This is a genomic window from Pseudonocardia sp. ICBG1142 (genome assembly GCF_020496255.1).
Lineage (GTDB): Bacteria > Actinomycetota > Actinomycetes > Mycobacteriales > Pseudonocardiaceae > Pseudonocardia.
On the sequence record NZ_JAHLJC010000032.1, the window covers coordinates 391,776 to 412,174 of the forward strand.

General features: G+C 73.3%; 22 protein-coding genes. 8 read left to right on the forward strand and 14 right to left on the reverse strand.

Features of this window, described 5'->3' with window-relative positions; all coding sequences use genetic code 11:
- Positions 1–20: 20 nt before the first annotated feature.
- The 4 genes from rsmA to metG form a co-directional block, all read right to left on the reverse strand.
- A complete protein-coding gene (rsmA, locus tag KPL59_RS32240) occupies positions 21–893 on the reverse strand; it encodes a 16S rRNA (adenine(1518)-N(6)/adenine(1519)-N(6))-dimethyltransferase RsmA (RefSeq protein WP_226363095.1) in 873 nt (290 codons plus the stop codon).
- Between the two features lie 121 nt (positions 894–1,014).
- Complete coding sequence (locus KPL59_RS36605) at positions 1,015–1,926, reverse strand: resuscitation-promoting factor (protein WP_305080600.1); 912 nt, start codon at positions 1,924–1,926, stop codon at positions 1,015–1,017.
- 265 nt (positions 1,927–2,191) lie between these two features.
- Positions 2,192–3,055, reverse strand: coding sequence for a TatD family hydrolase (locus KPL59_RS32255; protein WP_374111688.1), 864 nt, complete (start codon positions 3,053–3,055; stop codon positions 2,192–2,194).
- Positions 3,052–4,842, reverse strand: coding sequence for a methionine--tRNA ligase (metG, locus tag KPL59_RS32260; protein WP_043281815.1), 1,791 nt, complete (start codon positions 4,840–4,842; stop codon positions 3,052–3,054). Before metG ends, KPL59_RS32255 begins: the two co-directional genes overlap by 4 nt.
- Positions 4,843–4,955: 113 nt before the next feature.
- Between metG and KPL59_RS32265 the strand changes: the two genes are divergently transcribed.
- Positions 4,956–5,528 carry a TetR/AcrR family transcriptional regulator gene (locus KPL59_RS32265; protein ID WP_226363073.1) on the forward strand — a complete coding sequence of 191 codons (573 nt, stop codon included), beginning with the start codon at positions 4,956–4,958 and terminating at the stop codon, positions 5,526–5,528.
- A 3-nt stretch (positions 5,529–5,531) separates the two neighbouring features.
- Here KPL59_RS32265 and KPL59_RS32270 read toward each other — a convergent pair whose 3' ends face one another.
- Both KPL59_RS32270 and zwf read right to left on the reverse strand, forming a co-directional pair.
- Positions 5,532–7,361: a glycoside hydrolase family 15 protein gene (locus tag KPL59_RS32270; RefSeq protein WP_020627557.1), complete on the reverse strand. Its 1,830-nt coding sequence runs from the start codon at positions 7,359–7,361 to the stop codon at positions 5,532–5,534.
- Positions 7,358–8,773 carry a glucose-6-phosphate dehydrogenase gene (gene zwf / locus KPL59_RS32275; protein WP_226363074.1) on the reverse strand — a complete coding sequence of 472 codons (1,416 nt, stop codon included), beginning with the start codon at positions 8,771–8,773 and terminating at the stop codon, positions 7,358–7,360. Before zwf ends, KPL59_RS32270 begins: the two co-directional genes overlap by 4 nt.
- Positions 8,774–8,867: 94 nt before the next feature.
- Between zwf and KPL59_RS32280 the strand changes: the two genes are divergently transcribed.
- Together KPL59_RS32280 and KPL59_RS32285 are read left to right on the forward strand one after the other, a co-directional pair.
- On the forward strand, positions 8,868–9,350 hold the full coding sequence (locus KPL59_RS32280; RefSeq protein ID WP_226363075.1) for a cation:proton antiporter regulatory subunit: 483 nt from the start codon (positions 8,868–8,870) through the stop codon (positions 9,348–9,350).
- A 16-nt stretch (positions 9,351–9,366) separates the two neighbouring features.
- Entirely contained in the window at positions 9,367–10,542 is a 1,176-nt protein-coding gene (locus KPL59_RS32285) for a cation:proton antiporter (protein ID WP_226363076.1), read from the forward strand.
- A 110-nt stretch (positions 10,543–10,652) separates the two neighbouring features.
- Here KPL59_RS32285 and rsmI read toward each other — a convergent pair whose 3' ends face one another.
- Entirely contained in the window at positions 10,653–11,528 is an 876-nt protein-coding gene (rsmI, locus tag KPL59_RS32290) for a 16S rRNA (cytidine(1402)-2'-O)-methyltransferase (RefSeq protein WP_226353527.1), read from the reverse strand.
- Between the two features lie 25 nt (positions 11,529–11,553).
- On the opposite strand from rsmI, the gene KPL59_RS32295 reads away from it, so the two are divergent.
- From KPL59_RS32295 to KPL59_RS37320, 3 genes are all read left to right on the forward strand, one after another.
- Positions 11,554–13,149, forward strand: a complete 1,596-nt coding sequence (locus KPL59_RS32295; RefSeq protein WP_226363077.1) for a dolichyl-phosphate-mannose--protein mannosyltransferase — start codon at positions 11,554–11,556, stop codon at positions 13,147–13,149.
- Between the two features lie 64 nt (positions 13,150–13,213).
- Positions 13,214–13,780, forward strand: coding sequence for a copper resistance CopC family protein (locus KPL59_RS32300; RefSeq protein WP_226353529.1), 567 nt, complete (start codon positions 13,214–13,216; stop codon positions 13,778–13,780).
- Positions 13,781–13,839: 59 nt separating this feature from the next.
- Entirely contained in the window at positions 13,840–14,853 is a 1,014-nt protein-coding gene (locus tag KPL59_RS37320; protein WP_226363078.1) for a CopD family protein, read from the forward strand.
- A gap of 4 nt (positions 14,854–14,857) precedes the next feature.
- Here KPL59_RS37320 and KPL59_RS32310 read toward each other — a convergent pair whose 3' ends face one another.
- The 7 genes from KPL59_RS32310 to KPL59_RS32340 all read right to left on the reverse strand — a co-directional run bounded on the left by KPL59_RS32310 (position 14,858) and on the right by KPL59_RS32340 (position 19,507).
- Positions 14,858–15,799 (reverse strand): ABC transporter substrate-binding protein, encoded by a 942-nt coding sequence (locus tag KPL59_RS32310; RefSeq protein WP_226353531.1) that lies wholly within the window; start codon positions 15,797–15,799, stop codon positions 14,858–14,860.
- Positions 15,800–15,865: 66 nt separating this feature from the next.
- Entirely contained in the window at positions 15,866–16,402 is a 537-nt protein-coding gene (locus KPL59_RS32315; protein ID WP_226353532.1) for a GNAT family N-acetyltransferase, read from the reverse strand.
- Between the two features lie 78 nt (positions 16,403–16,480).
- Complete coding sequence (locus tag KPL59_RS32320; RefSeq protein WP_226361049.1) at positions 16,481–17,014, reverse strand: cupin domain-containing protein; 534 nt, start codon at positions 17,012–17,014, stop codon at positions 16,481–16,483.
- Between the two features lie 32 nt (positions 17,015–17,046).
- On the reverse strand, positions 17,047–17,418 hold the full coding sequence (locus tag KPL59_RS32325; RefSeq protein WP_226358596.1) for a DoxX family protein: 372 nt from the start codon (positions 17,416–17,418) through the stop codon (positions 17,047–17,049).
- Positions 17,418–17,936: an SDR family NAD(P)-dependent oxidoreductase gene (locus KPL59_RS32330; RefSeq protein ID WP_226358595.1), complete on the reverse strand. Its 519-nt coding sequence runs from the start codon at positions 17,934–17,936 to the stop codon at positions 17,418–17,420. The genes KPL59_RS32325 and KPL59_RS32330 overlap by 1 nt, the downstream gene beginning before the upstream one ends.
- A gap of 138 nt (positions 17,937–18,074) precedes the next feature.
- Positions 18,075–18,740, reverse strand: a complete 666-nt coding sequence (locus tag KPL59_RS32335; RefSeq protein WP_226358594.1) for an NAD(P)-dependent oxidoreductase — start codon at positions 18,738–18,740, stop codon at positions 18,075–18,077.
- Between the two features lie 50 nt (positions 18,741–18,790).
- Positions 18,791–19,507 (reverse strand): DsbA family protein, encoded by a 717-nt coding sequence (locus KPL59_RS32340; protein WP_226361051.1) that lies wholly within the window; start codon positions 19,505–19,507, stop codon positions 18,791–18,793.
- Positions 19,508–19,612: 105 nt separating this feature from the next.
- Here KPL59_RS32340 and KPL59_RS32345 point away from each other — a divergent pair, with 105 nt between their 5' ends.
- A complete protein-coding gene (locus tag KPL59_RS32345) occupies positions 19,613–19,954 on the forward strand; it encodes a helix-turn-helix domain-containing protein (RefSeq protein WP_226363079.1) in 342 nt (113 codons plus the stop codon).
- A 33-nt stretch (positions 19,955–19,987) separates the two neighbouring features.
- Positions 19,988–20,399 (forward strand): hypothetical protein (locus KPL59_RS32350; RefSeq protein WP_226363080.1); only part of this gene is annotated, 412 nt, incomplete at its 3' end.

A 20,399-nucleotide genomic window follows, 5' to 3' on the forward strand; every position in this document is an offset into this window, starting at 1 on the left:
CTGCCCCGGGGCCGGTCGGTTCAGGCGGGAGGGTCCCCTGCGGGGCGGTTCCGGGCGATCCGGGCGAAGTCGGACACCGCGAGGGTCTCGGCGCGCGCGGTGGGGTCGACGCCGGCGGCGCGCAGGGCCTGCTCGGCCGCCGCGGCCGAACCCGCCCAGCCCGACAGCGCCCCGCGCAGCACCTTGCGACGCTGGGCGAACGCCGCGTCGACGACCGCGAAGGTCGCCGCCCGGTCGGCGTCGGCGGGCGGGTCGTGCCGGGTGAAGGCCAGCAGTCCGGAGTCGACGCCGGGGACCGGCCAGAACACCGCGCGCGGCACCGGCCCGGCGCGGCGGGCCGCCGCGTACCAGGCGAGCTTGGCGCTGGGGGCGCCGTACTCGCGCGAGCCGGGTCCCGCCGCGAGCCGGTCGGCGACCTCGGCCTGCACCATGACCAGCCCGGTCCGCAGCGACGGCAGCTCGGCGAGCAGGTGCAGGATCACCGGCACCGCGACGTTGTAGGGCAGGTTCGCGACGATCGCGGTGGGCGGCGACGCCCCGGGCCCGGCGTCGGCCGCCAGCCGGTCCGCGCCGACCCGCATGGCGTCGGCCCCGGTCACGGTGAGGCGATCGGCCAGCCCGGGGGCACGCTCGGCGACGGTCTCGGGCAGCAGCCCCGCCAGCACCGGGTCGATCTCGACGACGTGCACCCGGGCCGCGACCGGCAGCAGCGCCAGGGTGAGCGACCCCAGCCCGGGGCCGACCTCGAGGACCACGTCGTCACCGTCGACGCCGGCGGACTTCACGATCCGGCGGACCGTGTTGGCGTCGTGGACGAAGTTCTGACCGAGCTTCTTGGTGGGACGCAGACCGAGCCGCTCGGCCAGCACCCGGACGTCGGCCGGGCCCAGCAGGCGTGCGGTGGTGGTGCTCCGGTCGCCGTCGGCGTCGATGCTGCGGCTCCGGCCGCCGTCGGTCCCGTGGTCGCTCACGGAACCATTCTCGCGGGGCACCCCGGGCGGGGTGCGTGCGGGATCAGCTCAGGCCGAGCTTGGACGAGCAGGACGGCCAGGCGCTGTACCCGCCCCGGTCGTCCTTGACCTTCTCGGCGACCGCGATCTGCTCCTCGCGGGAGGCCTTGTCCGCGGTCGGGGCGTACTGCCCGCCGCCGTAGGCCTGCCAGGTCTGCTTGTTGAACTGCAGCCCGCCCTGGTAGCCGTTGCCGGTGTTGATGCTCCAGTTCCCGCCGGACTCGCACTTGGCGAGCTTGTCCCAGGTCGCGCCGTTGGAGACGGCGGGCGCCGAGGACGTCGCCTTCGCGCCGGCCTTCTCGACGATCTCCTCGACCTTCTTCTTGGTGCCGACCTTCACCACGCGCGGCAGGGCCGGGGTGTCCTGACCGGCGCCGATGCGCTCGCGGGCGACCTCGCGGCCCTGGTCGTAGGTGACCCGCCAGATGATGCTGCGGGCGCCCTCGCGGCCCGGGTCGACGACGGTGCGGGTGCCCTCGTCGAGCGACGGGTCCTGCACCTCCTGCTCCGGCACCGGGAGCTTCTGGGACTCGACGATCTGGGCGTTCACGATGTCCGAGCCGGTGGTCGGAGCGGCGACCGGGGCGAACGACGCCGGGGAGGACGCCCGGTCGAGGTTCATCGACGCCGTGCCGAGATCGGTGGCGTTCGCGGCGAGCCCCGCGTGGAGCTCCTGGGCGGGCTGCTCGGCGGGGGCGGAGAGCACCGCGGCGGCGAGCCCACCGGTCGGGACCGAGAACAGCGCGGCCGCGGCGGCGGTCCGGACCCCGGCCCGGGAGCGGGCGGCGGCCGTGCGGTGACGGCCCTCGTAGGTGACGAACCCGGCCTCGTCGCCGGCGAGACCGGCGGGCGCGACGGCGGGGAGCGGTCGCGTGAGCTCGTCGTCGGCGAGCGGTGCGGCGTGACGCGAAGACATGACTTCCCGGGGTCTCGGCTGTCCGGGAAGGAGTCATGACCTGCGGGAACGACGACCGGCGCGGTGCCGGGGAGCGGAACCGTCGCTGGGGAGCGGACCGGTCGTCGTCCCGCGGGTCGGGGGAGCGACCCCGTCCCGGCGGGTACGACGACGGACGTTAGCGGACCGTGACCCGGAGCAGCGTGTCCGACGCGCGCGTGGCGACGAGCGGCCGGGGATCGACGGTGAGTGACGACAACCCCGCCGCTCATCACGGCGGACGGCGTCAATCGGTCGTGCGCAGCCGGAAGATCCGTTCGGCGTTGCGGCGGGCCGTCTCGGCGACCAGGGCCTCGGGCTCCCCGCGGGTCGCGGCGACCCCGCGCACCGTCCACGGCAGCACGTAGGGCTCGTTGGCCCGGCCGCGGTGCGGGTGCGGGGTGAGGAACGGCGCGTCGGTCTCCACGAGGTACTGACCGGCGGGGACGAGGGCCGCCGCGGCACGCAGCTCGTCGTTGCGCTTGAAGGTGACCGGGCCGGCGAAGGACAGGACGTACCCGGCGTCGGTGCACTCCCGTGCCATCGCGGCGTCGCCGGAGAAGCAGTGGAAGACCACCGTCTCCGGGGCGCCCTCCTCGCGCAGGATCCGCAGGACGTCCTCGTGGGCGTCCCGGTCGTGGATCATCAGCGGCTTGCCGGTGCGCTTGGCCAGCCCGATGTGCCAGCGGAACGCGTCCTGCTGCGCGGCGGGCGGGCTGTGGTCCCAGTAGTAGTCCAGGCCGGTCTCGCCGATCGACACGACACGCTCGTCGGCGGCCAGCCGCTCGATCTCGGCGAGATCTCCGGCGGTGACCCGCGCCGTCCGGGTGGGGTGCAGCGCGACGGCCGCCCACACCCGGTCGTCGGCGTGTGCGGCCCGGACCGCGGACCGGGCGCCGTCGAGGTCGTCGGCGACGGTGACCGCGCCGACGACGCCGACCGCCGCTGCCCGGTCCATCGCGGCGACGACGTCGGCGTCGGTCTCGCAGCCGCAGGCGTCGAGGTGGGTGTGGCTGTCGATCGTGGGTGCGGCGAGCGGTTCGGGCGGCTCGGGGCGGGGACGCCGGCCTGCCGGTGGCCGGTCCGCGTCCCCGCCCGTCGCGGAGCTCACTTCTGGACCGGAGCCCACTCCGGCCCGGTCTCCCCCAGCTCGGGTGCGAGCTTGGCGATGATCGGCGACGGCTTGGCCAGCGGGCGCCCCACCTCGATGGGTGTGGAGCCCCAGTGGGCCTGCTCGGCGGCGTAGTCGCCGGTGAGGACCGGGTAGGCGGGACCGTCGCCGAGGTCGTCCACGGTTGTCTTCTCCGGCTGCGCGGCCCACACCCCGGTGCCGCCGAGCGCCTCGTGCACCTTCTGCGCGGCGTGCGGCAGGAACGGGGTGAGCAGGGTGTTCGCGTCCTGCACGACCTGCAGCGCGGTGTGCAGGATCGTGTCCCGGCGCTCCGGGTCGTCCTTGCGCTTCCACGGCTCCTGGTCCGACAGGTACCGGTTCGCGGCGGTGACCACCCGCATCGCCTCGCCCGCGGCCTGCTTGAACCGGTTCCGGGCGAGCAGCCCGCCGACGGTGTCGAACCCCGCCTTCGAGTACGCGAGCAGGTCGGCGTCGGCCTGCTGCGGCGCCGTCGGCGTCGGGATCGCCCCCACGTTCTTGTGGGCCATCGAGATGGACCGGTTGACCAGGTTGCCCCACTCGTTGGCCAGCTCGAAGTTGACCCGGCGGACGAACTCGTCCCAGGTGAAGTCGACGTCCTGGTTCTCCGGCCCGGCGACGGCGATGTGGTACCGCAGCGCGTCCGGTCCGAACTCGCGCAGGAAGTCCCCGACGTAGATGACGGTGCCGCGGCTGGTCGAGAACTTCGACCCGCTCATCGTCAGGTACTCCGAGGACACGACCTCGCTGGGCAGGTCCAGCGTCCCGTACGGGCCGGGCTCGCCGCCGCGGTCACCCGCGCCGTTCTGCCCGAGCAGGATCGCCGGCCACATCACCGAGTGGAAGGTGATGTTGTCCTTGCCCATGAAGTAGAAGGCCTCGGCGGCCGGGTCGGTCCACCACTGCTTCCACGCGTCCGGGTCCGGGCCGCGGCGGGCCCACTCCACCGAGGCGGACAGGTAGCCGATGACGGCGTCGAACCAGACGTAGATCTTCTTGAGCGGGTTGTCCGACCAGACGTCGAGCGGCACGGGCACGCCCCACTCCAGGTCCCGGGTGATGGCGCGCGGCTTGAGGTTCTCCACGAGGTTGGCGGAGAACCGGAGCACGTTGGGACGCCAGTCGGTGCGGGTCGACAGCCAGCTCCCGAGCGCCTCGGAGAAGGCGGGCAGGTCGAGGAAGAAGTGCTCGGTCTCGACGAACTTCGGCGTCTCCCCGTTGATCCGCGAGCGCGGGTTCTTGAGGTCGGCCGGGTCGAGCTGGTTGCCGCAGTTGTCGCACTGGTCGCCGCGGGCGCCGTCGTAGCCGCAGATGGGGCAGGTGCCCTCGATGTAGCGGTCGGGCAGGGTGCGGCCGGTGGACGGGCTGATCGCGCCCAGCTGGGTCTTCGGGACGACGTAGCCGTTCTTGTACAGCGCGGTGAACATGTCCTGCACGACGCGGTAGTGGTTCGACGTCGTGGTCCGGGTGAACAGGTCGTAGCTCAGCCCGAGACCCTGCAGGTCGTCGGTGATCACGTCGTTGTACTTGTCGGCGAGCTGGCGCGGGGTCAGCCCCTCGGCGTCGGCCTGGACCTGGATCGGGGTGCCGTGCTCGTCGGTGCCGGACACCATCAGCACCCGGTCCCCCGCCATCCGCCGGTACCGGGCGAACACGTCGGAGGGCACACCGAAGCCGGACACGTGGCCGATGTGCCGGGGGCCGTTGGCGTAGGGCCACGCCACGGCGGTCAGCACGGCTTTGCTCATGCCCTCCAGCGTATTCATCGATGCCACCACGTTCTGCGGCGGCACATCACCAAAGGTGGGGATAGACCCCGTATCCTGAGGTCGGGGGGCAGGGCGGTGCCATAGTGGCGCCCATGGACCGGTGTGAACAGGAGCGCGAGGCACTCCTCGACGCGGCCCTGCAGCAGTGGGCGGACGGCGGCTGGACGGCCGTCGACCCGCGGGAGGCCGTGCGCCGGTCGGGGGTCCCGGCCTCCTGCGCGGCCGAGTTCACCTCGGGCGCCGAGCTCGTCTGCGCGGTGTTCGACCACATCGTCGACGACCGCTCGGCGAACATGCTGCAGTCCTTCGCCGAGGCGGCCGCCGCCGGCAGCTCCCCGATCGACCGGTTCCGGGTCATGACGACGGTGATGCTCGACGACGTCGTCCGCGACCCGCGCCGCGCCGTCGTCCTCGCCGACGCGATCGGCTGCCCGCCGCTGGTGGCACGGCGCCGCAGCGCCAACCGCGGGTTCGCCGAGATCGTCGCCTCCCAGCCGGTCGGCGACGGCGTCGAGCCGGACGACCTGCGCCTGGCGGGGCACTTCGTCATCGGCGGGCTCGCCGAGATCGTCCTGGCCTGCGTCGACCCGGACAGCCCGGTGGACCGGGAGCGGGCGATCGAGCACGGCGCCAAGCTGCTCGAGGCGTGCGCGACCACCCGCTGAGGCTCAGCCCAGCGCCCGGTCCAGGTTGATCGCGGAGCTGATCAGCGACAGGTGGGTGAACGCCTGGGGGAAGTTGCCCAGCTGCTCCCCGGTCAGGCCGATCTCCTCGGCGTAGAGACCCAGGTGGTTGCCGTAGGAGAACATCTTCTCCAGCGCGATCCGGGCCTGTTCGAGGCGCCCCGCCCTGGTCATCGCCTCGACGTTCCAGAACGAGCACATCGAGAACGTGCCCTCCTCGCCGTCGAGGCCGTCGGGTGAGTCCTCGACGTCGTAGCGGAACACCAGGGTGTCGACGACGAGGTCGTCGTTGATCGCGTCCAGGGTCGCGAGGAACCGCGGTTCGGTGGGCGCGCAGAACTTGACCATCGGCATGAGCAGCACCGCCGCGTCCAGCGTGCGGGCGCCGTAGCGCTGCACGAACGACCCGCGCGGCGGCACGTCGGGGTCCCAGCCACGGTCCATGATCTGGTGGTAGATCTCGTCGCGGGTGGCGGTCCAGGCCCCGACGTCGCCGGGCAGGCCGCGCCGGCGCGCCATCCGGATCATCCGCTCGACCGCGACCCAGCACATGAGCCGGGAGAACACGTGGTCCTGGCGGCCGGCCCGGGTCTCCCAGATGCCCTCGTCGGGTGAGTCCCAGTGCTCGCGCAGCCAGTCGAGGATCGTGCAGAGGTTCGTCCAGTCCTCGTGGCCGACGCCGTCGCCGTACTTGTCGTACAGGTAGACCGAGTCGATGATCTCGCCGTAGATGTCGAGCTGCAGCTGCGCCGAGGCGCCGTTGCCGGCCAGCACCGGGCGCGAACCGCGGTAGCCCTCGAGGTGGTCGAGCTCCACCTCGTCGGGGGTCTCGTCGCCGTCGATCGTGTACATGACGCGCAGCGGGCCCTGGTCTCCGTCGCGGGTGCTCCCGAAGCGTCCGGACAGCCACGCGATGAACGCGCCGGCCTCCTCGGTGAACCCGAGCCGCAGCAACGCGTAGAGGGTGAAGGCGGCGTCGCGCATCCAGACGTAGCGGTAGTCCCAGTTCCGCTCGCCGCCGAGCTGCTCGGGCAGCCCCATCGTCGGCGACGCGATCACCGCGCCGGTCGGCTCGTGGGTGAGCAGCTTGAGGGTGAGCGCGGAGCGGTGCACGCGCTCGCGCCACCGCCCGGTGTACGACGAGTGCGCCAGCCAGTCCTTCCAGAACGCGACCGTCCCGGTGAACAGGGCCTCCGCGGCGTCGTCGCACGCGGTGGGCTCCTCGGCCGCGTCGACCTCCAGCACGAACACCTCGGTGCGCCCCTCGGCCGTGCGGAACTCCGCGCCCGCGGCGTGGTCGGTGATCTCCAGCTCCACCGACGACGTCAGGTCCAGGGTGACGCCGCTGCCGGTGAACCGGATGCCGGCCCCGGCGGTCTCCACCTTCGGGGTCTCGCGGGCGTAGTCCGGCCGGGGCACGACCTCGACCGCCATCGGCACCGAGCCGCGGACGCCGGTGACCCGCCGGACCAGGCGCTGCCGGTGGTCCGGGTCGTGCGGGCGCAGCAGGGACATGAAGTCCTGCACCTCGACGATGCCGTCGGAGGTGAGGAAGCGGGTGATGAGGATGGTGGAGTCGGGGTAGTAGAACTGCTGCTGGCTGGCCAGCTCGGTCTCGTCGACGCAGGGCGCGAGCCGCCAGTGCCCGCCGCGGCCGGCGTCGAGCAGCGAGGCGAACACGCTGGGCGCGTCGAACCGGCCGGGACAGAACCAGTCGACGGTGCCGTCGGTGCCGACCAGCGCCGCGGAGCGCAGGTCCCCGACGATCCCGTGCTCGGCGATCGGCAGCTGGTCGGCGGAGCGCGTGGGACTCACTCCGGCACCCGCCAGCCACGCGGGCCGGGCAGGTCGAGCGCGTCCTGCGGGCCCCAGGAGCCGTCGTCGTAGGTCTGGGTCGGGGGCGGGTCGGCGAGCACCGGGTCGCACAGCTCCCAGAGCCGCTCGACCTCCTCAGTGGTGGTGAACAGGGTGCGGTCGCCCTTCATCACGTCCAGGAGCAGCCGCTCGTAGGCCTCCAGGGCGTCGTCGGGATCGCCGACGCCGTCGAGGTCCAGCCGCATCCGGCCGCGGCCGACCTTCAGCTCCGGGCCGGGCACCTTCGCCCGCACGTCGAGCTCGGCGGTGACCTGGTCGGCCAGCTCGATGACGAGCTCGGTCGGGGCGCTGCCGGTGGCGGCGCCGGTGAACGAGCCGCCCGGGAACATCGTCAGTGCCGGCTCGTCGAAGCCGATGGTGACGGTGCGCCGGGTCGCGCCCATCTTCTTCCCGGTGCGCAGGAAGAACGGGACCCCGAACCAGCGCCAGTTGTCAACGTAGGCCTCCAGCGCGACGAACGTCTCGGACTCCGAGTCGTCCGCGACCCCGTCCTCGTCGCGGTAGGAGGCGTACTGGCCGAACACCACCCGCGACGGGTCGAGCCGCCGGACGGAGTAGAAGACCTTCGCCTTCTCCGCGTGCAGCGCGTCCGGAGCGATCTCGTACGGCGGCTCCAGCGCCACGAACCCGAGGATCTGGAACAGGTGGGTGGAGATCATGTCCCGGAACGTGCCGGTGGACTCCATGAACGACGCCCGGCCCTCGGTCCCGATCTCCTCGGGGACGTCGATCTGCACGTAGCGGATGTTCTGCCGGTTCCAGACCGGCTCGAACAGGCCGTTGGCGAAGCGCAGCGCGAGGATGTTCTGCACCGACTCCTTGCCCAGGAAGTGGTCGATGCGGAAGATGTCGGCCTCGTCGTAGACGTCCTTCAGGCCCGCGTTGAGCTTCTTCGCGGACTCCAGGTCGGTGCCGAACGGCTTCTCCAGCACCAGCCGGGAGCGCTCGGCGAGGCCGGTCTCCCCCAGCATCGCGACCATCGGGGTCATCGCCGTCGGCGGCACGGACAGGTAGACGAGCCGGCGGACCTCGGCGCCGCCACCGGCCAGCTCCTTCTCGGCGGCGAGGACGGCGTCGGCGAGGTCGGCGCCGTCCTCGGCGTCGGAGACGACGAAGCTCAGCCGGGGCGCGAAGTCGTCCCAGCCGGTGTCGTCGGGCAGGGCGCCGCGGATGCGGTCGCGGAACTCGTCGTCGGAGCCGGGCGAGTGCCGACCGGACCCGATCACCCGGAAGTCCTCGGGGAGCAGTCCCTCGTTCTGCAGGTGGAGCAGACCCGGGAAGAGCTTGCGCTTCGCGAGGTCGCCGGTGGCGCCGAACAGCACGATCACGTGTGGGGGCAGGTCCGAAGGCATGGTCCCGGGCTACCCCCGGCCGGACCCGGCCATTCGGCGGCCCGGTCACGAGCGTGTTTCCACCGGCCGGTCCGCGCGGCGTACCGTTGCAGGTGTGAACGTCGACGTGACACCGCTGCACGGGATCGGGGTGCGCAAGGAGATCGAGCTGCGCAACGGCCGCAGGGTCGGGGTCATCGCGCACCGCGACGGGAAGGTCGACCTGATCCTCTCCCGTGCCGACGACCCGGACGCCTGCGTCGCCGAGCTGCCGCTGACCACCGAGGAGGCGGGCGCCCTGGCGAACCTGCTCGGCGCCCCGCAGCTGGTCAACCAGCTGAAGGACGAGCACGCGGACGTACCGGGCATCACCACCCGCAAGATGCCGATCAAGCTCAACAGCCCGTTCGACGGCCGCCCGCTGGGCGACACCGCGCTGCGCACCCGCACCCAGGTCTCGGTGGTCGCCATCATGCGTGCCGGCCAGGTGATCCCGTCGCCGACGCCGGCCCACGTGCTGGCCGCCGGGGACATCGTCATCGCCGTGGGCACAGCCGAGAAGCTGGAGCAGGCCGCCGACATCCTCGCCCACGGCTGAGGCCGCCCCGCAAGCCGTGGACCACACCGCACTGGAACTGCTGGAGCTCGGCGCCGTCTTCTTCGGGCTCGGCCTGCTGGGCCGGCTCGCCCAGCGGATCGCCCTGTCCCCCATCCCGCTCTACCTGCTCGGCGGCCTCGCGTTCGGCGCTGGCGGGATCATCCCGCTCGGCGACATCGGCGACTTCACCTCGCTCGCCGGCGAGGTCGGCGTCGTGCTGCTGCTCCTGCTGCTCGGGTTGGAGTACTCCGCGGTCGAGCTGGTCACCGGGCTGAAGCGGTCCTGGACCGCCGGGATCGTCGACATCGTGCTCAACGCCGCGCCGGGCGTCGCGGTCGCGCTGATCCTGGGCTGGGGTGTGGTCGGGGCGATGGTGCTGGGCGGGGTCACCTACATCTCCTCCTCCGGGATCGTCGCGAAGGTCCTGTCCGACCTGGGCAGGCTCGGCAACCGGGAGACGCCGGCGGTGCTGTCGGTGCTCGTGTTCGAGGACCTCGTGATGGCGCTGTACCTGCCGATCCTCACCGCGCTGCTGCTCGGCGTGACGCTGTGGGGCGGGGTCAGCGCGGTCGCGGTGTCGCTCGCGGTGATCTCCGTGGTGCTGGTGGTCGCGCTGCGCTACGGCCGCTACGTCTCCGCGGTCGTCGACTCCGACGACCGCGAGGTCTTCCTGCTCAAGGTGCTCGGTGCCGCACTGCTGGTCGCCGGGTTCGCCCAGGCGATGCAGGTGTCGGCGGCGGTCGGCGCCTTCCTGCTGGGCATCGCGATCTCCGGCTCGACCGCGGAGAACGCCACCAAGCTGCTGGAACCGCTGCGCGACCTGTTCGCCGCGGTGTTCTTCGTGGTGTTCGGGCTCTCGACCGACCCGCGGGCGATCCCGCCGGTGCTCGGCTGGGCGCTGGTGCTCGCCGTGTCGACCGCGGCCACCAAGTACGCGACGGGCTGGTGGGCGGCGAAGCGGGCGCGGATCGGGCGGATGGGCCGGGCCCGCGCCGGTGCGGCGCTGATCGCCCGCGGCGAGTTCTCGATCGTCATCGCCGGGCTCGCCGTCGGCTACGCGGCCGTCCCCGCCGAGCTGTCCGCGCTGGCCACGGCGTACGTGCTGATCATGGCGGTGCTGGGCCCGATCGCCGCGCGCTACGTCGAGCCGGTCATGCGGGCGATCCCGACGCGCACCCCCGCGACCGCCTGACCGCCCGCCCCGCCCTTCCCGGGCCCGCCCTTCCCGCCGCGCTGTCGCACCCCACCGGGGGCCGTCGCACCCGCCGCGACGGGTGCGGCGACCGCACGCGGGGTGCGGCGTCAGTCCCGGGCGGCGAGGGTCGCGTTGTAGAGGTCCCGCTTCGGCACGCCCGCGGCCTCGGCGACGGCGGCGACGGCGTCCTTGAGGCGCTCGCCGTCGTCGGTGCGCTCGCGCACGGCGTCGACCAGGGACTCCACCGGCGGCGCCTCGCGGGCCTCGGCACCGGCCAGCACCACGGTCACCTCGCCGAGCACGTCGCCGGAGGTCGCCCAGGCGTGCAGCTCGGCCAGGGTGCCGCGCACGACCTGCTCGTGGGTCTTGGTCAGCTCCCGGCACACCGCGGCACGGCGGGTCTCCCCCAGCACGGCGACGGCGTCGGCGAGGGTGTCCGCGGTCCGCCGCGGGGACTCGAAGAACACCACGGCGCGGCGCTCGTCGCGCAGGCTCTCCAGCCACCGGCGGCGCTCGCCGGAGCGGCGCGGCGGGAAGCCGTCGAAGCAGAACCGCTCGCACGGCAGCCCGGACAGGACCAGCGCGGTGGTCACCGCGGACGGTCCGGGCGCGCAGGTGACCGGCAGGTCCTCCGCGGCGGCAGCGGCGACGAGCCGGTAGCCCGGGTCGGAGACGGCGGGCATGCCGGCGTCGGACACCACCAGCACGGTCGCGCCGTCGCGGACCGCGGACAGCAGGCCGGGAAGCCGCTCGGCCTCGACGGCGTCGTAGTGGCTGACGATCCGGCCCGTGTAGGTGACCGGCAGCGCCGCGGCGAGGGTCCGGAACCGGCGGGTGTCCTCGGCGGCGATGACGTCGGCGGTGGCGATGAGCTCCCGCAGCCGCGGCGAGGCGTCCCGCGGGTCGCCCAGCGGGGTCGCGGCCAGGACCAGGCGACCGGTCGTCGTGGCCGTGTCGGGCGTGGAGTCGGGGGCGGGAGTCACGTCGGCCAGCCTACGATCGGACGCGATGGCCACCACGAGCGCCGATGCCGGGAGCCGGGTCGCCGGAGCGGCACCCGAACCCGGTCTGACCCCGCGCGGCACCCCGCCACCGCTGCGCCGCGCCGATCCCGGCCCGGTGGCGCGGCTCGGCGCCCCGCCACCGTCGGACCGGCTGCGGGGCTGGCTGGTCACCGCGGGGGTGGTGCTGGTCGCGGCGCTGCTGCGCTTCTACGACCTGGGTGAGCCCACCGACCGCGGAACGCCCGTCTTCGACGAGAAGCACTACGTCCCGCAGGCCTGGGACATGGTCCGCAACGGCGGGGTGGAGAGCAACCCCGGCTACGAGAAGATCGTCCACCCGCCGCTGGCGAAACAGCTGATCGCGCTGGGCCAGATGGTCTTCGGCTACGACGGCGTCGGCTGGCGGGCCTCGGCCGCGCTGGCCGGGGTGCTCACCGTGCTGCTCGTCGTCCGGGCCGGACGGCGCCTCACCCGCTCGACGGCGCTGGGCGGGCTCGCCGGGCTGCTGCTGTGCGCCGACGGGCTGTCGCACGTGCAGTCGCGGATGGGGATGCTCGACGTCTTCTCCGCGCTGTTCGTGGTGGCCGCGTTCGCCGCACTGCTCGCCGACCGCGACGACGTCCGCGGCCGGATGGCACGCGTCGTCGCGCAGGGGCGGGTCGACGACACCGTGTGGGGCCCGCGCTGGGGCGTGCGCTGGTGGCGGGTGGCCGCGGGCGTCTCGCTCGGCCTGGCGTGCGCGGTGAAGTGGAACGGCGCCTACTACGTCGCCGCTTTCGGGCTCCTGTGCGTGCTGTGGGACGTCTCGGTGCGCCGCCGCGCCGGGGTGGCCCGGCCGTGGGTGGGGACGATGGTGCGCGACGTCGCCCCCGCGCTGTGGGCGCTGGTCCTGATCCCGGCGCTGACCTACCTCGGGTCCTGGTGGGCGTGGTTCGGCAGCGAGACCGGCATCGACCGCCACGAGGTCGGCCGGGAGATCGGCACCGGCGGGGCGTTCGCCTGGGTGCCCGACGCCCTGCGGTCGCTCTGGTACTACCAAGGTCAGGTCCTCGCCTTCCACGAGAACCTGACGACCCAGTCCGCCGGGGCGCACCCCTGGGAGTCCAAACCCTGGACCTGGCCGATGGGGCTGCGGCCGATGCTCTACCGCTACGCCGACGACGCGACCGGCTGCGGGGAGACCGACTGCGTCTCCGCGGTGATGCTGATCGGCACCCCCGCGCTGTGGTGGCCGGCGATCCCGGTGCTGCTCTGGGGGCTGTGGCGGGCGGTGACCCGGGTCGACTGGCGGTGGGCCGCGGTGCTCGTCGGCTACGGCGCCGGGTTCGTCCCGTGGTTCTTCAACATCGACCGGCAGATGTACTTCTTCTACATGATGCCGGTGGTGCCGTTCCTGGTCCTGGGCGTCGTGCTGGCGATGGGACAGATGCTGGGCCACTCCCGGATGAGCGCGCGCCGGCGCCGCAACGGGCTGCTCGTCGTCGCGACGTGGGTGGCGCTGATCGGGGTCAACTTCGTGTGGTTGTGGCCGATCCTGGTCGGCGACCCGATCACCGCGGCGCACTGGCAGGCCGAGCTGTGGCTGCCGTCCTGGCGCTGACCGCTGCTGCTCCGTCCGGGTGACATCGGGAACCGTCGCGCCCGGTACGACGACCGATCGGGGCGTGAGCCCCGTTCTCCGCCGCCTCGCGGTCGCCCTCCCCGCCGTGCTGCTCGCCCTCGTCGTCGGGGCCGCGCCGGCCTGGGCGCACACCGAGCTCGAGTCCAGCAGTCCCGCCGCGAACGCGCAGGTCGGCACCGCGCCGACATCGGTGTCGCTGACCTTCTCCGAGGAGATCGCGGCCGCCGACGCCACCGTCGCGGTGACCGGCCCCGGCGGCACCGACTACGCGGCGGGCCCCGCCACCGGCGACGGCGCCACCCTCACCGTGCCGCTGCGCCCGCTCGGTGCGGCCGGCGGCTACACGATCACCTACCGGGTGGTCTCCGACGACGGCCACCCCGTCTCGGGCACGGTGCCGTTCACCCTCACCTCCCCCGGGCCGGGCGCGGCCGCCGCGACTCCGGGGCACACCTCCGCGGCTGCGACCGCCGCCGAGCCCGAGGCCGCGCCGCAGACCGTCCCCACCGCGGCCGACGACGGCGGCCCGCCGGTCTGGCCGTGGGGCGTGGCGGCCGTCGTGGTGATCGGGGCCGGGGCGGCGTTCGCGCTGCGCCGGTCGCGGGGCTGACCATCGCCGGTCCCGTCCCCGGCGACGGCATCCCGGCCGACCGCATCCCGCCAGACGGTGTGCCGGGCGACGGCATCCCGGCCGACGCCGTACCGGGCGACGGTGTGCCGGGCGACGGTGGCGCCGGGACGCCGGGCGGCCGGGTGCGCGAGCCCGCTCCGACCGTCGCCGGGTGGGGTGCCGTGCTGCTCGGGGCCGCGGTCGTCGTCGCCGTGGTCACCGGCGGGATCGGGCCGGACGGGGTCGCCGTGGACCTCGCGCAGACCCTCGCGCGCGCCGCGGCCGACCTCCTCGCGGTCGTCGCGGCGGGGGCGGCGCTGGCCGTGCTGCTCGCCCCCGGCCGGACGCCGGGCGCGGACCGGGTGCTGACCGCCGCCGCCCCGCTGTGGTCGGCCGTGCTGGTGGCGGAGACGTTCGTCCGCGGCGCGCTGGTGTCCGGTCGGAGGCTCACCGAGGTCCGCGGACCGGACGTGCTGGAGTTCCTGACCGGACCCCGCGCCGGGGCCGGTCAGCTCGTCGCGGTGGCCGCGGCGCTGGCGTTGGCCGGGGTCGCCGGGTCGCGGCCCGCGCGGCCGGGCACCGGGCCGGGGCCCGCCGCGCTCGCGCTGGTGCTGGTCGTCGTCGCGGCGGCGGCCCCGGTGGCGACCGGGCACACCGCGGCGTCCACGGTCGCCTGGTTCGCGGTGCCCGCGGTCGTCGTGCACGTCGCGGCGGCGCTGCTGTGGCTCGGCGGGCTGGGCGCAGTGCTGGTCACCGCCCGCGACGCGGACGTGCTCGCGGTCGCGCTGCCGCGGTTCTCCCGGCTCGCGCTCGGCGCCGTGGTGGCGTTGGGGGTGTCCGGGGCGCTCGCCGCCACCGCACGGCTCTCCTCACCCGTCGAGCTGGTCACGACCGCCTACGGCGCGGTCGTCGCCACCAAGATCGTGCTGCTCGCGGTCGCCGCTGCGCTCGGTGGCGTCGCCCGGTCCCGGCTGCGGGCCGGGCGGCTCCCGGTGCTGGCGTGGGCCGCGGTGGAGGTGCTGGTGCTGGCCGGGGCGACCGGGGTGGCCGCCACGCTCACCCACACCGCCTGAGCGGTCAGCGGTTCGTCGCGGCGGCGAGCTGCGGCTCCAGCTGGTCGATCGCGTACAGCAACGCGTCCGGGCCGCCGTAGGACAACGCGCCACCCAGCGGGTCGGAGAACGTCGTGTACAGCGTCCGGCCCTCACGGACGACGTCGAGTCGGGCGAACGGCACCGACGCCGTCATCTGCTGCTCGGTCGCGCCGTTGACGAACAGCACGTCGCGGTCGAGCAGGTCCAGCCGCTCCTCGCTGACGTCCCCGGAGTGCTCCTGCGTCGCGAAGCCGAGCGCGTCGAACAGCGCGCGCCGCGGGTCGCCGGCCGGGATCAGGTAGTGCCCGCCGTTCTCCGGCCCGAAGTCCTCGACGAGCACCTTCCCGGCGAACGACGGGTGGGCCGCGCGGACCGCGGCGATCCGGTCACGGACTCCGGCCGCGCGCCGCTCGGCGAGGTCCTCCCGGCCGATGGCCTTGCCCGTGGTGAGCAGCTGCACGTCCCACGGGGTCTTCTCCGGTGGGTACGCGGAGGACTGCACGACGGTCGGCGCGATCGCGGACAGCTTCCGGTACATGTCCTCGTCGATGTCCTCGTAGATCGCGATGATGACGTCCGGCCGGCTCGCGGCGACGGCCTCCAGGTCGATGCCGTCCTCACCGGACCGCGGGACCTCGGCCCCCTTCGTCACGGCCCGCACCCACGGGAAACTCCAGTAGGCGTCGAACCACGAGCGGGTCATGACGGGGACGACCCCGAGCCCCAGCACGAAGTCCTGGTCGTTCCAGCCGACCGTGGCGACGCGCTCGACCTGCGCCGGGACCGTCGTGGTGCCGTAGCGGTGCTCGATCGTCGCCCCGGTGGGTGCCGCGGCGGGTGCGGCGGGTCCACCGCACCCCGCCAGGACGACGGCGACCAGCACCGTCGCGATCAGTCCGCCCAGTCGTGCCCGTGCCCGCACCATTGCGCCACCTCCACGGCGGCGTCCCTCGCCGGCGCCGTCGTACCCCATCAGGTGAGGTTAGGCTCATCAATAGTCCGGTCGGGTGATGTCCCGGCGCATGCGCAGCGACCACAGCCCGTCGGCCACGTCGGAGGTGTGCATCGGGACGCGGTCGTGCTCGACGAAGCCACGGGCCCGGTAGAACGGGATGCCCAGGTCGTTGCCCTCGGCGACGCTCACCCACATCTCGGTCGCACCGTGGCCACGCAGCTGCCCGGTGACGTGGTCGAGCGGCCGGGTGCCGATCCCCTCGCCCCGACGGTCCGGGTCGAGGTAGAGGACGTAGAGCTCACCGACCCCCTCGCCCGTGACCGCTCCGCCTGCCGCGCCGACCACGGAGCCGGCCTCCTCGGCGACCACGTAGCCCAGCCAGTGCGGCGGGGCCGGGACCGTCTCGGCGCGGACCCGCGCCTCGTCGTAGAAGCGGGCGACGACGTCGTCGACGAACGACTCCGGCAGCAGGTCCCGGTAGGTGGCCCGGTACGCCCGGGTGCAGACGTCGGCGATGCCGGGAGCGTCGGCCGGGACGGCGGCACGGACGGTGGGTGCGGGCGGGGCGGCCATGCGGCGACCGTAGCCCGCGACGCCGTACGGCCGGACCCCGTCGGGCCCGGCCGTGTGGCGGTGGGTCGTCGTCCGCGGCTACGAGGCCTGCGGTCGGTCGGGGTCGGGATCGGCGCTTCCGGTCGACCCGATCAGGGTCCAGTCGTGCTTGCGCGCGAACTCCCGGAACTCCTCGGAATCGATTTCCATCGCGTCTCCCTTGGCCTGGAGCTCGACCATGTCTTCGATGAAGTGCTCGAAACCTCCGGGAACCGAGATCTGCAGAACACGCGGCACGGTCTCCCCCAGCGGCTTGATCGCATGGGGAACCCCCGCCGGCAGGAACATGAAGCTGCCCGGGCCGACCTCGTGCTGCTCGTCGTCGAAGGTCACCCGGAGCGTGCCGTCCAACAGGAAGAAGAGTTCGTCGACGGTCTCATGGATGTGGAGTGGGAGTTCGTGACCCACCGACACCTCGAGGACCGAGTACTGGCCGTCGGTGTGAGCGGCGCCCGCCTTGAGCAGGTAGAGCGGTGCGATGTCGACGCGGGTCTCCAGGGCCTCGCCCGGTCCGAGCTTGATGAACCGAGCCTTCTTCGAGGATCGATCGGCGTCGACCTGTCCGGCATTCATCCAGGGAACTCTCTTTCTCGTGACGGGCGGCTTCAGAGGCCGTACGGGCCGAAGCGGCCCCAGGCCACCAGGACGGCGAGGACCAGCAGGACGGCGTTGAAGCCGATCGCGGAGAACTCCTTCTTCCGGGCGTGGTACGTCGCGGCGAGCAGCATCGTCGCTCCGAGGCCGACGGCGGCCAGTGGCGTCAGCACGGTGGCGATACCGGTGGCCGCGGGCAGGATCAGCCCGAGGGCGCCGGCGAGTTCCACGATGCCGATGAAGCGGACGGTGCCGGCCGAGAAGTCGGCCACCCAGGGCAGCTTCTCGACGAGCTTGTCCTTGGACTGCGCGACCTTCATGACACCGGCCATGGCGAACATGCCGGCCAGTACGACCTGCACGATCCACAGGAAGACGTTCATCAGCGGTGGACTCCTTCGGGGAGAGGGGAAGAGCCGGGACGGGGCGGAGCGGGCTGCGCCCCGAGGAGGCTGCCGCCGGTGGCGTCGAGGGCGGCTCCGGTGATCCAGCGCGCCCGGTCGGTGGCGAGGAAGAAGGGGGCCTTGGCGTTGACCGCGAAGATCTCGTCGATCTGCTCGGCGGGCACCTGTTCCGGGGCGCTGCCGGCGGGCGTCGTCGCGGCGGCGTTGTTCACCAGGATGTCCAGGACGGCCTCCCCGGTGTGGTCGCGCTGTCCTGCCTCCAGCTGGTGGAGGAGCTGGTCGACGGCGCCGGGCGTGCCCAGCTCCGCGCCGACGGCGAAGGCCCGGCCGCCCTCCTTCTCGATGAGGTCGACGGTCTGCTCGGCGGCCTGCTCGTCGCGTCCGTAGTGCACGGCGGCCAGGGCCCCCTCGCGGGCGAGGCCGAGCGCGATGGCCCGGCCGATGCTGCGGCTGGATCCGGTGACGAGGGCGGTCTTGCCGCTGAGTGTGCTGGTCATGCTGGTGTCCTCGCGCTCCTCGGGAGGTGGGGTGCCGGTTGCTGTCAGGTCACTCCGGTCCGGCGTCGCGATCGACGGACGGCGCATCCGAGCTCGGAGCGCTGTTGCGCATGAGGCGGATGCGGATCACGGAGTGGGTCAGCGGCGTGCGTTCCAGACCAGGGGCGCCTGGCGGATCCAGGCGTCGTCCTCGACGGTCTGGACGAGGAACCGGGCGAGGTCGGCGCGGTTGATCGTCGTGCCGGGCTTCTCGGTGCCGGCCTCGGCCGCTCGCACGGGACCGGAGGCGGGCTTGTCGGTCAGGGCGACGGCGCGAGCCAGGGTCCAGTCGACGTCGGACGAGGCGCGCACGACCTGGTCGACGCCGGTGTGGTCGTCGAAGCCCACCTTGACGTTCGACAGCGTGATGAACGCCTTGACCAGCGGGTTGAGCCGAGCCCAGTCGTCGCCCGCGCCCTGGGTGGAGGTCAACACGATGCGGCGGATGCCCTGCTCGCCCATGACGGTGAGGGTGTCGCGGGCGGCGTCGGCCATGAACGTCGGCGGGCTGACCGGCTTGGCCCACGGGTTGTCGGACGCGCGGGCGTTGTTCAGCACGCTGATCACCGCCTCGGTGCCTTTCGCGGCCCGGCGGATGTCGTCGATGTTCGCGGGGGTGCCCTGGACCAGCTCGACGCCGGCCGGCGCCCGCACCGCGTCGGGGTTGCGGACCAGCGCGCGGACGAGGTGGCCGCGCCGGGCCGCATGCTCCAGCACGTGGGCGCCGGTGCGGCCGCTGCCGCCGAGGACCAGCAGGGTGCTCATGGTGATCGCAGTGCCTTTCGAGGAGTGCAGGGGTGAGTTCAGGGGGTGGATCAGGCGCGCTCGGGGACGGCGCAGCCGTTCGGTCCGCAGACCGGGGCATCGCCGCCGGCGGTGGCGAGGGTCAGGGGGTGGCTGTCGTCCCAGGCCGTGCGCAGCAGCTCGAGGAGGCTGTCGCTGTCCTGGGCGCCGGGCACGCCGTAGCGGCCGTCGACGACGATGAACGGCGCACCGGCCGCCCCCAGGCGCTGGGCGCGGGCCGCGTCGTCGCGGACCTGCCGGCGGTAGCGGCGGTCGGTCAGGGCCTGGCGGGTCTGCTCGCGGTCCAGGCCGAGCTCGTCGGACAGACCCAGCAGGTCCTCCGGGGAGAAGACCGGCTCGGCCCTGCCGAAGTAGGTCCCGAAGATCAGGTCCCAGGCCTCGCGGTTGCGGCCCTGGGCGCTGGCGTGGGCGAGGAACTCGTGCGCCAGATCGGTGTTGCCGACCTCGTTGTCCAGCACCCGGTAGGGGGTCAGGCCCTCGCTCTCGGCGAGCTTCTCGATCCGCCGGGTCGAGGCCTCGGCCCGGTCGCCGCCGATACCGTGCTGGCGGAGCAGGGCCTCACGGACGGAGAAGGTGCGCCCCTCCGGGAAGCTGCCGCTGAGCGGGAACGAGTGGTGGACCAGGTCCACCTCGTCCGAGTGCTCGAACCGCTCGACGGCCCTGGCCACCCGGTGGTTCCCCAGCCCGCACCACGGGCAGGTCACCTCGGACCAGATCTCCACCTTCATCACGCGCCTCCATTACTTACGACTTGTGCGTAACGCCATGATGGACCAGCATGGGAGGCGATACAAAAGGCACATCGGTGTGCGTGCCGGAGAGGAATGTGCGTCATGGAGACGACCGCGGAACGAGAGACGGCAGCAGGAGCGGCGGCGATCGGGCCGTGTGCGGCCATTCCTGCCGAACACATGGACTTCATCCGCCAGACCCTCGACCGCGTCGGCGACAAGTGGAGCCTGCTGATCATCGCGGTCCTGCAGTCAGGACCACTGCGCTACACCGACCTGCAACGACAGGTCCCCGGCATCTCCCAGCGCATGCTCACCCTCACCCTGCGCCAGCTCCACCAGGACGGCCTGATCACCCGCACCGCCTACGCCGAGGTCCCCCGCGCGTCGAGTACGCCCTCGCCCCGCTGGGGCACGGCCTCCACGAGATCGTCACCTCCCTGATCGGTTGGGCTGCCGACCACCACGACGAGATCCGTGCCAACCGCGAACGCGCCGCGGCGGCCGGACGATGAAGAAGCCTGCGTTCGCCGGCGTCGCGACGATCCGCGAAGCCAGCAGCCCGGTGAAGCTGTCGGCGTTACCGGCGGCCTCGCCATGGAGGCCATCGGTGCGCTGGGCACGGCCATCGTCAGTACGGTGCCGGCGCTTCTCGCCGTCGCGCTGCGGTGGGCTGCCTCGCTGATCCGATGCGGGCCGTGGGCGGCACGGCCGGCCATGCAGATGAACGCCAGACGCCGGTCAGCTCGCCGGCGGCACACCCTGACCGTGGTGTTCGAGGCGGGCTTGGAGCCCGTCGAGCAGGGTGCGGAGTCCGAACTCGAAGCTGGCGTCGTTGACGTCGGCCGGGTCAGCGGCCGGCGAGGGCGATGTAGCGCTCCAGGAGCAG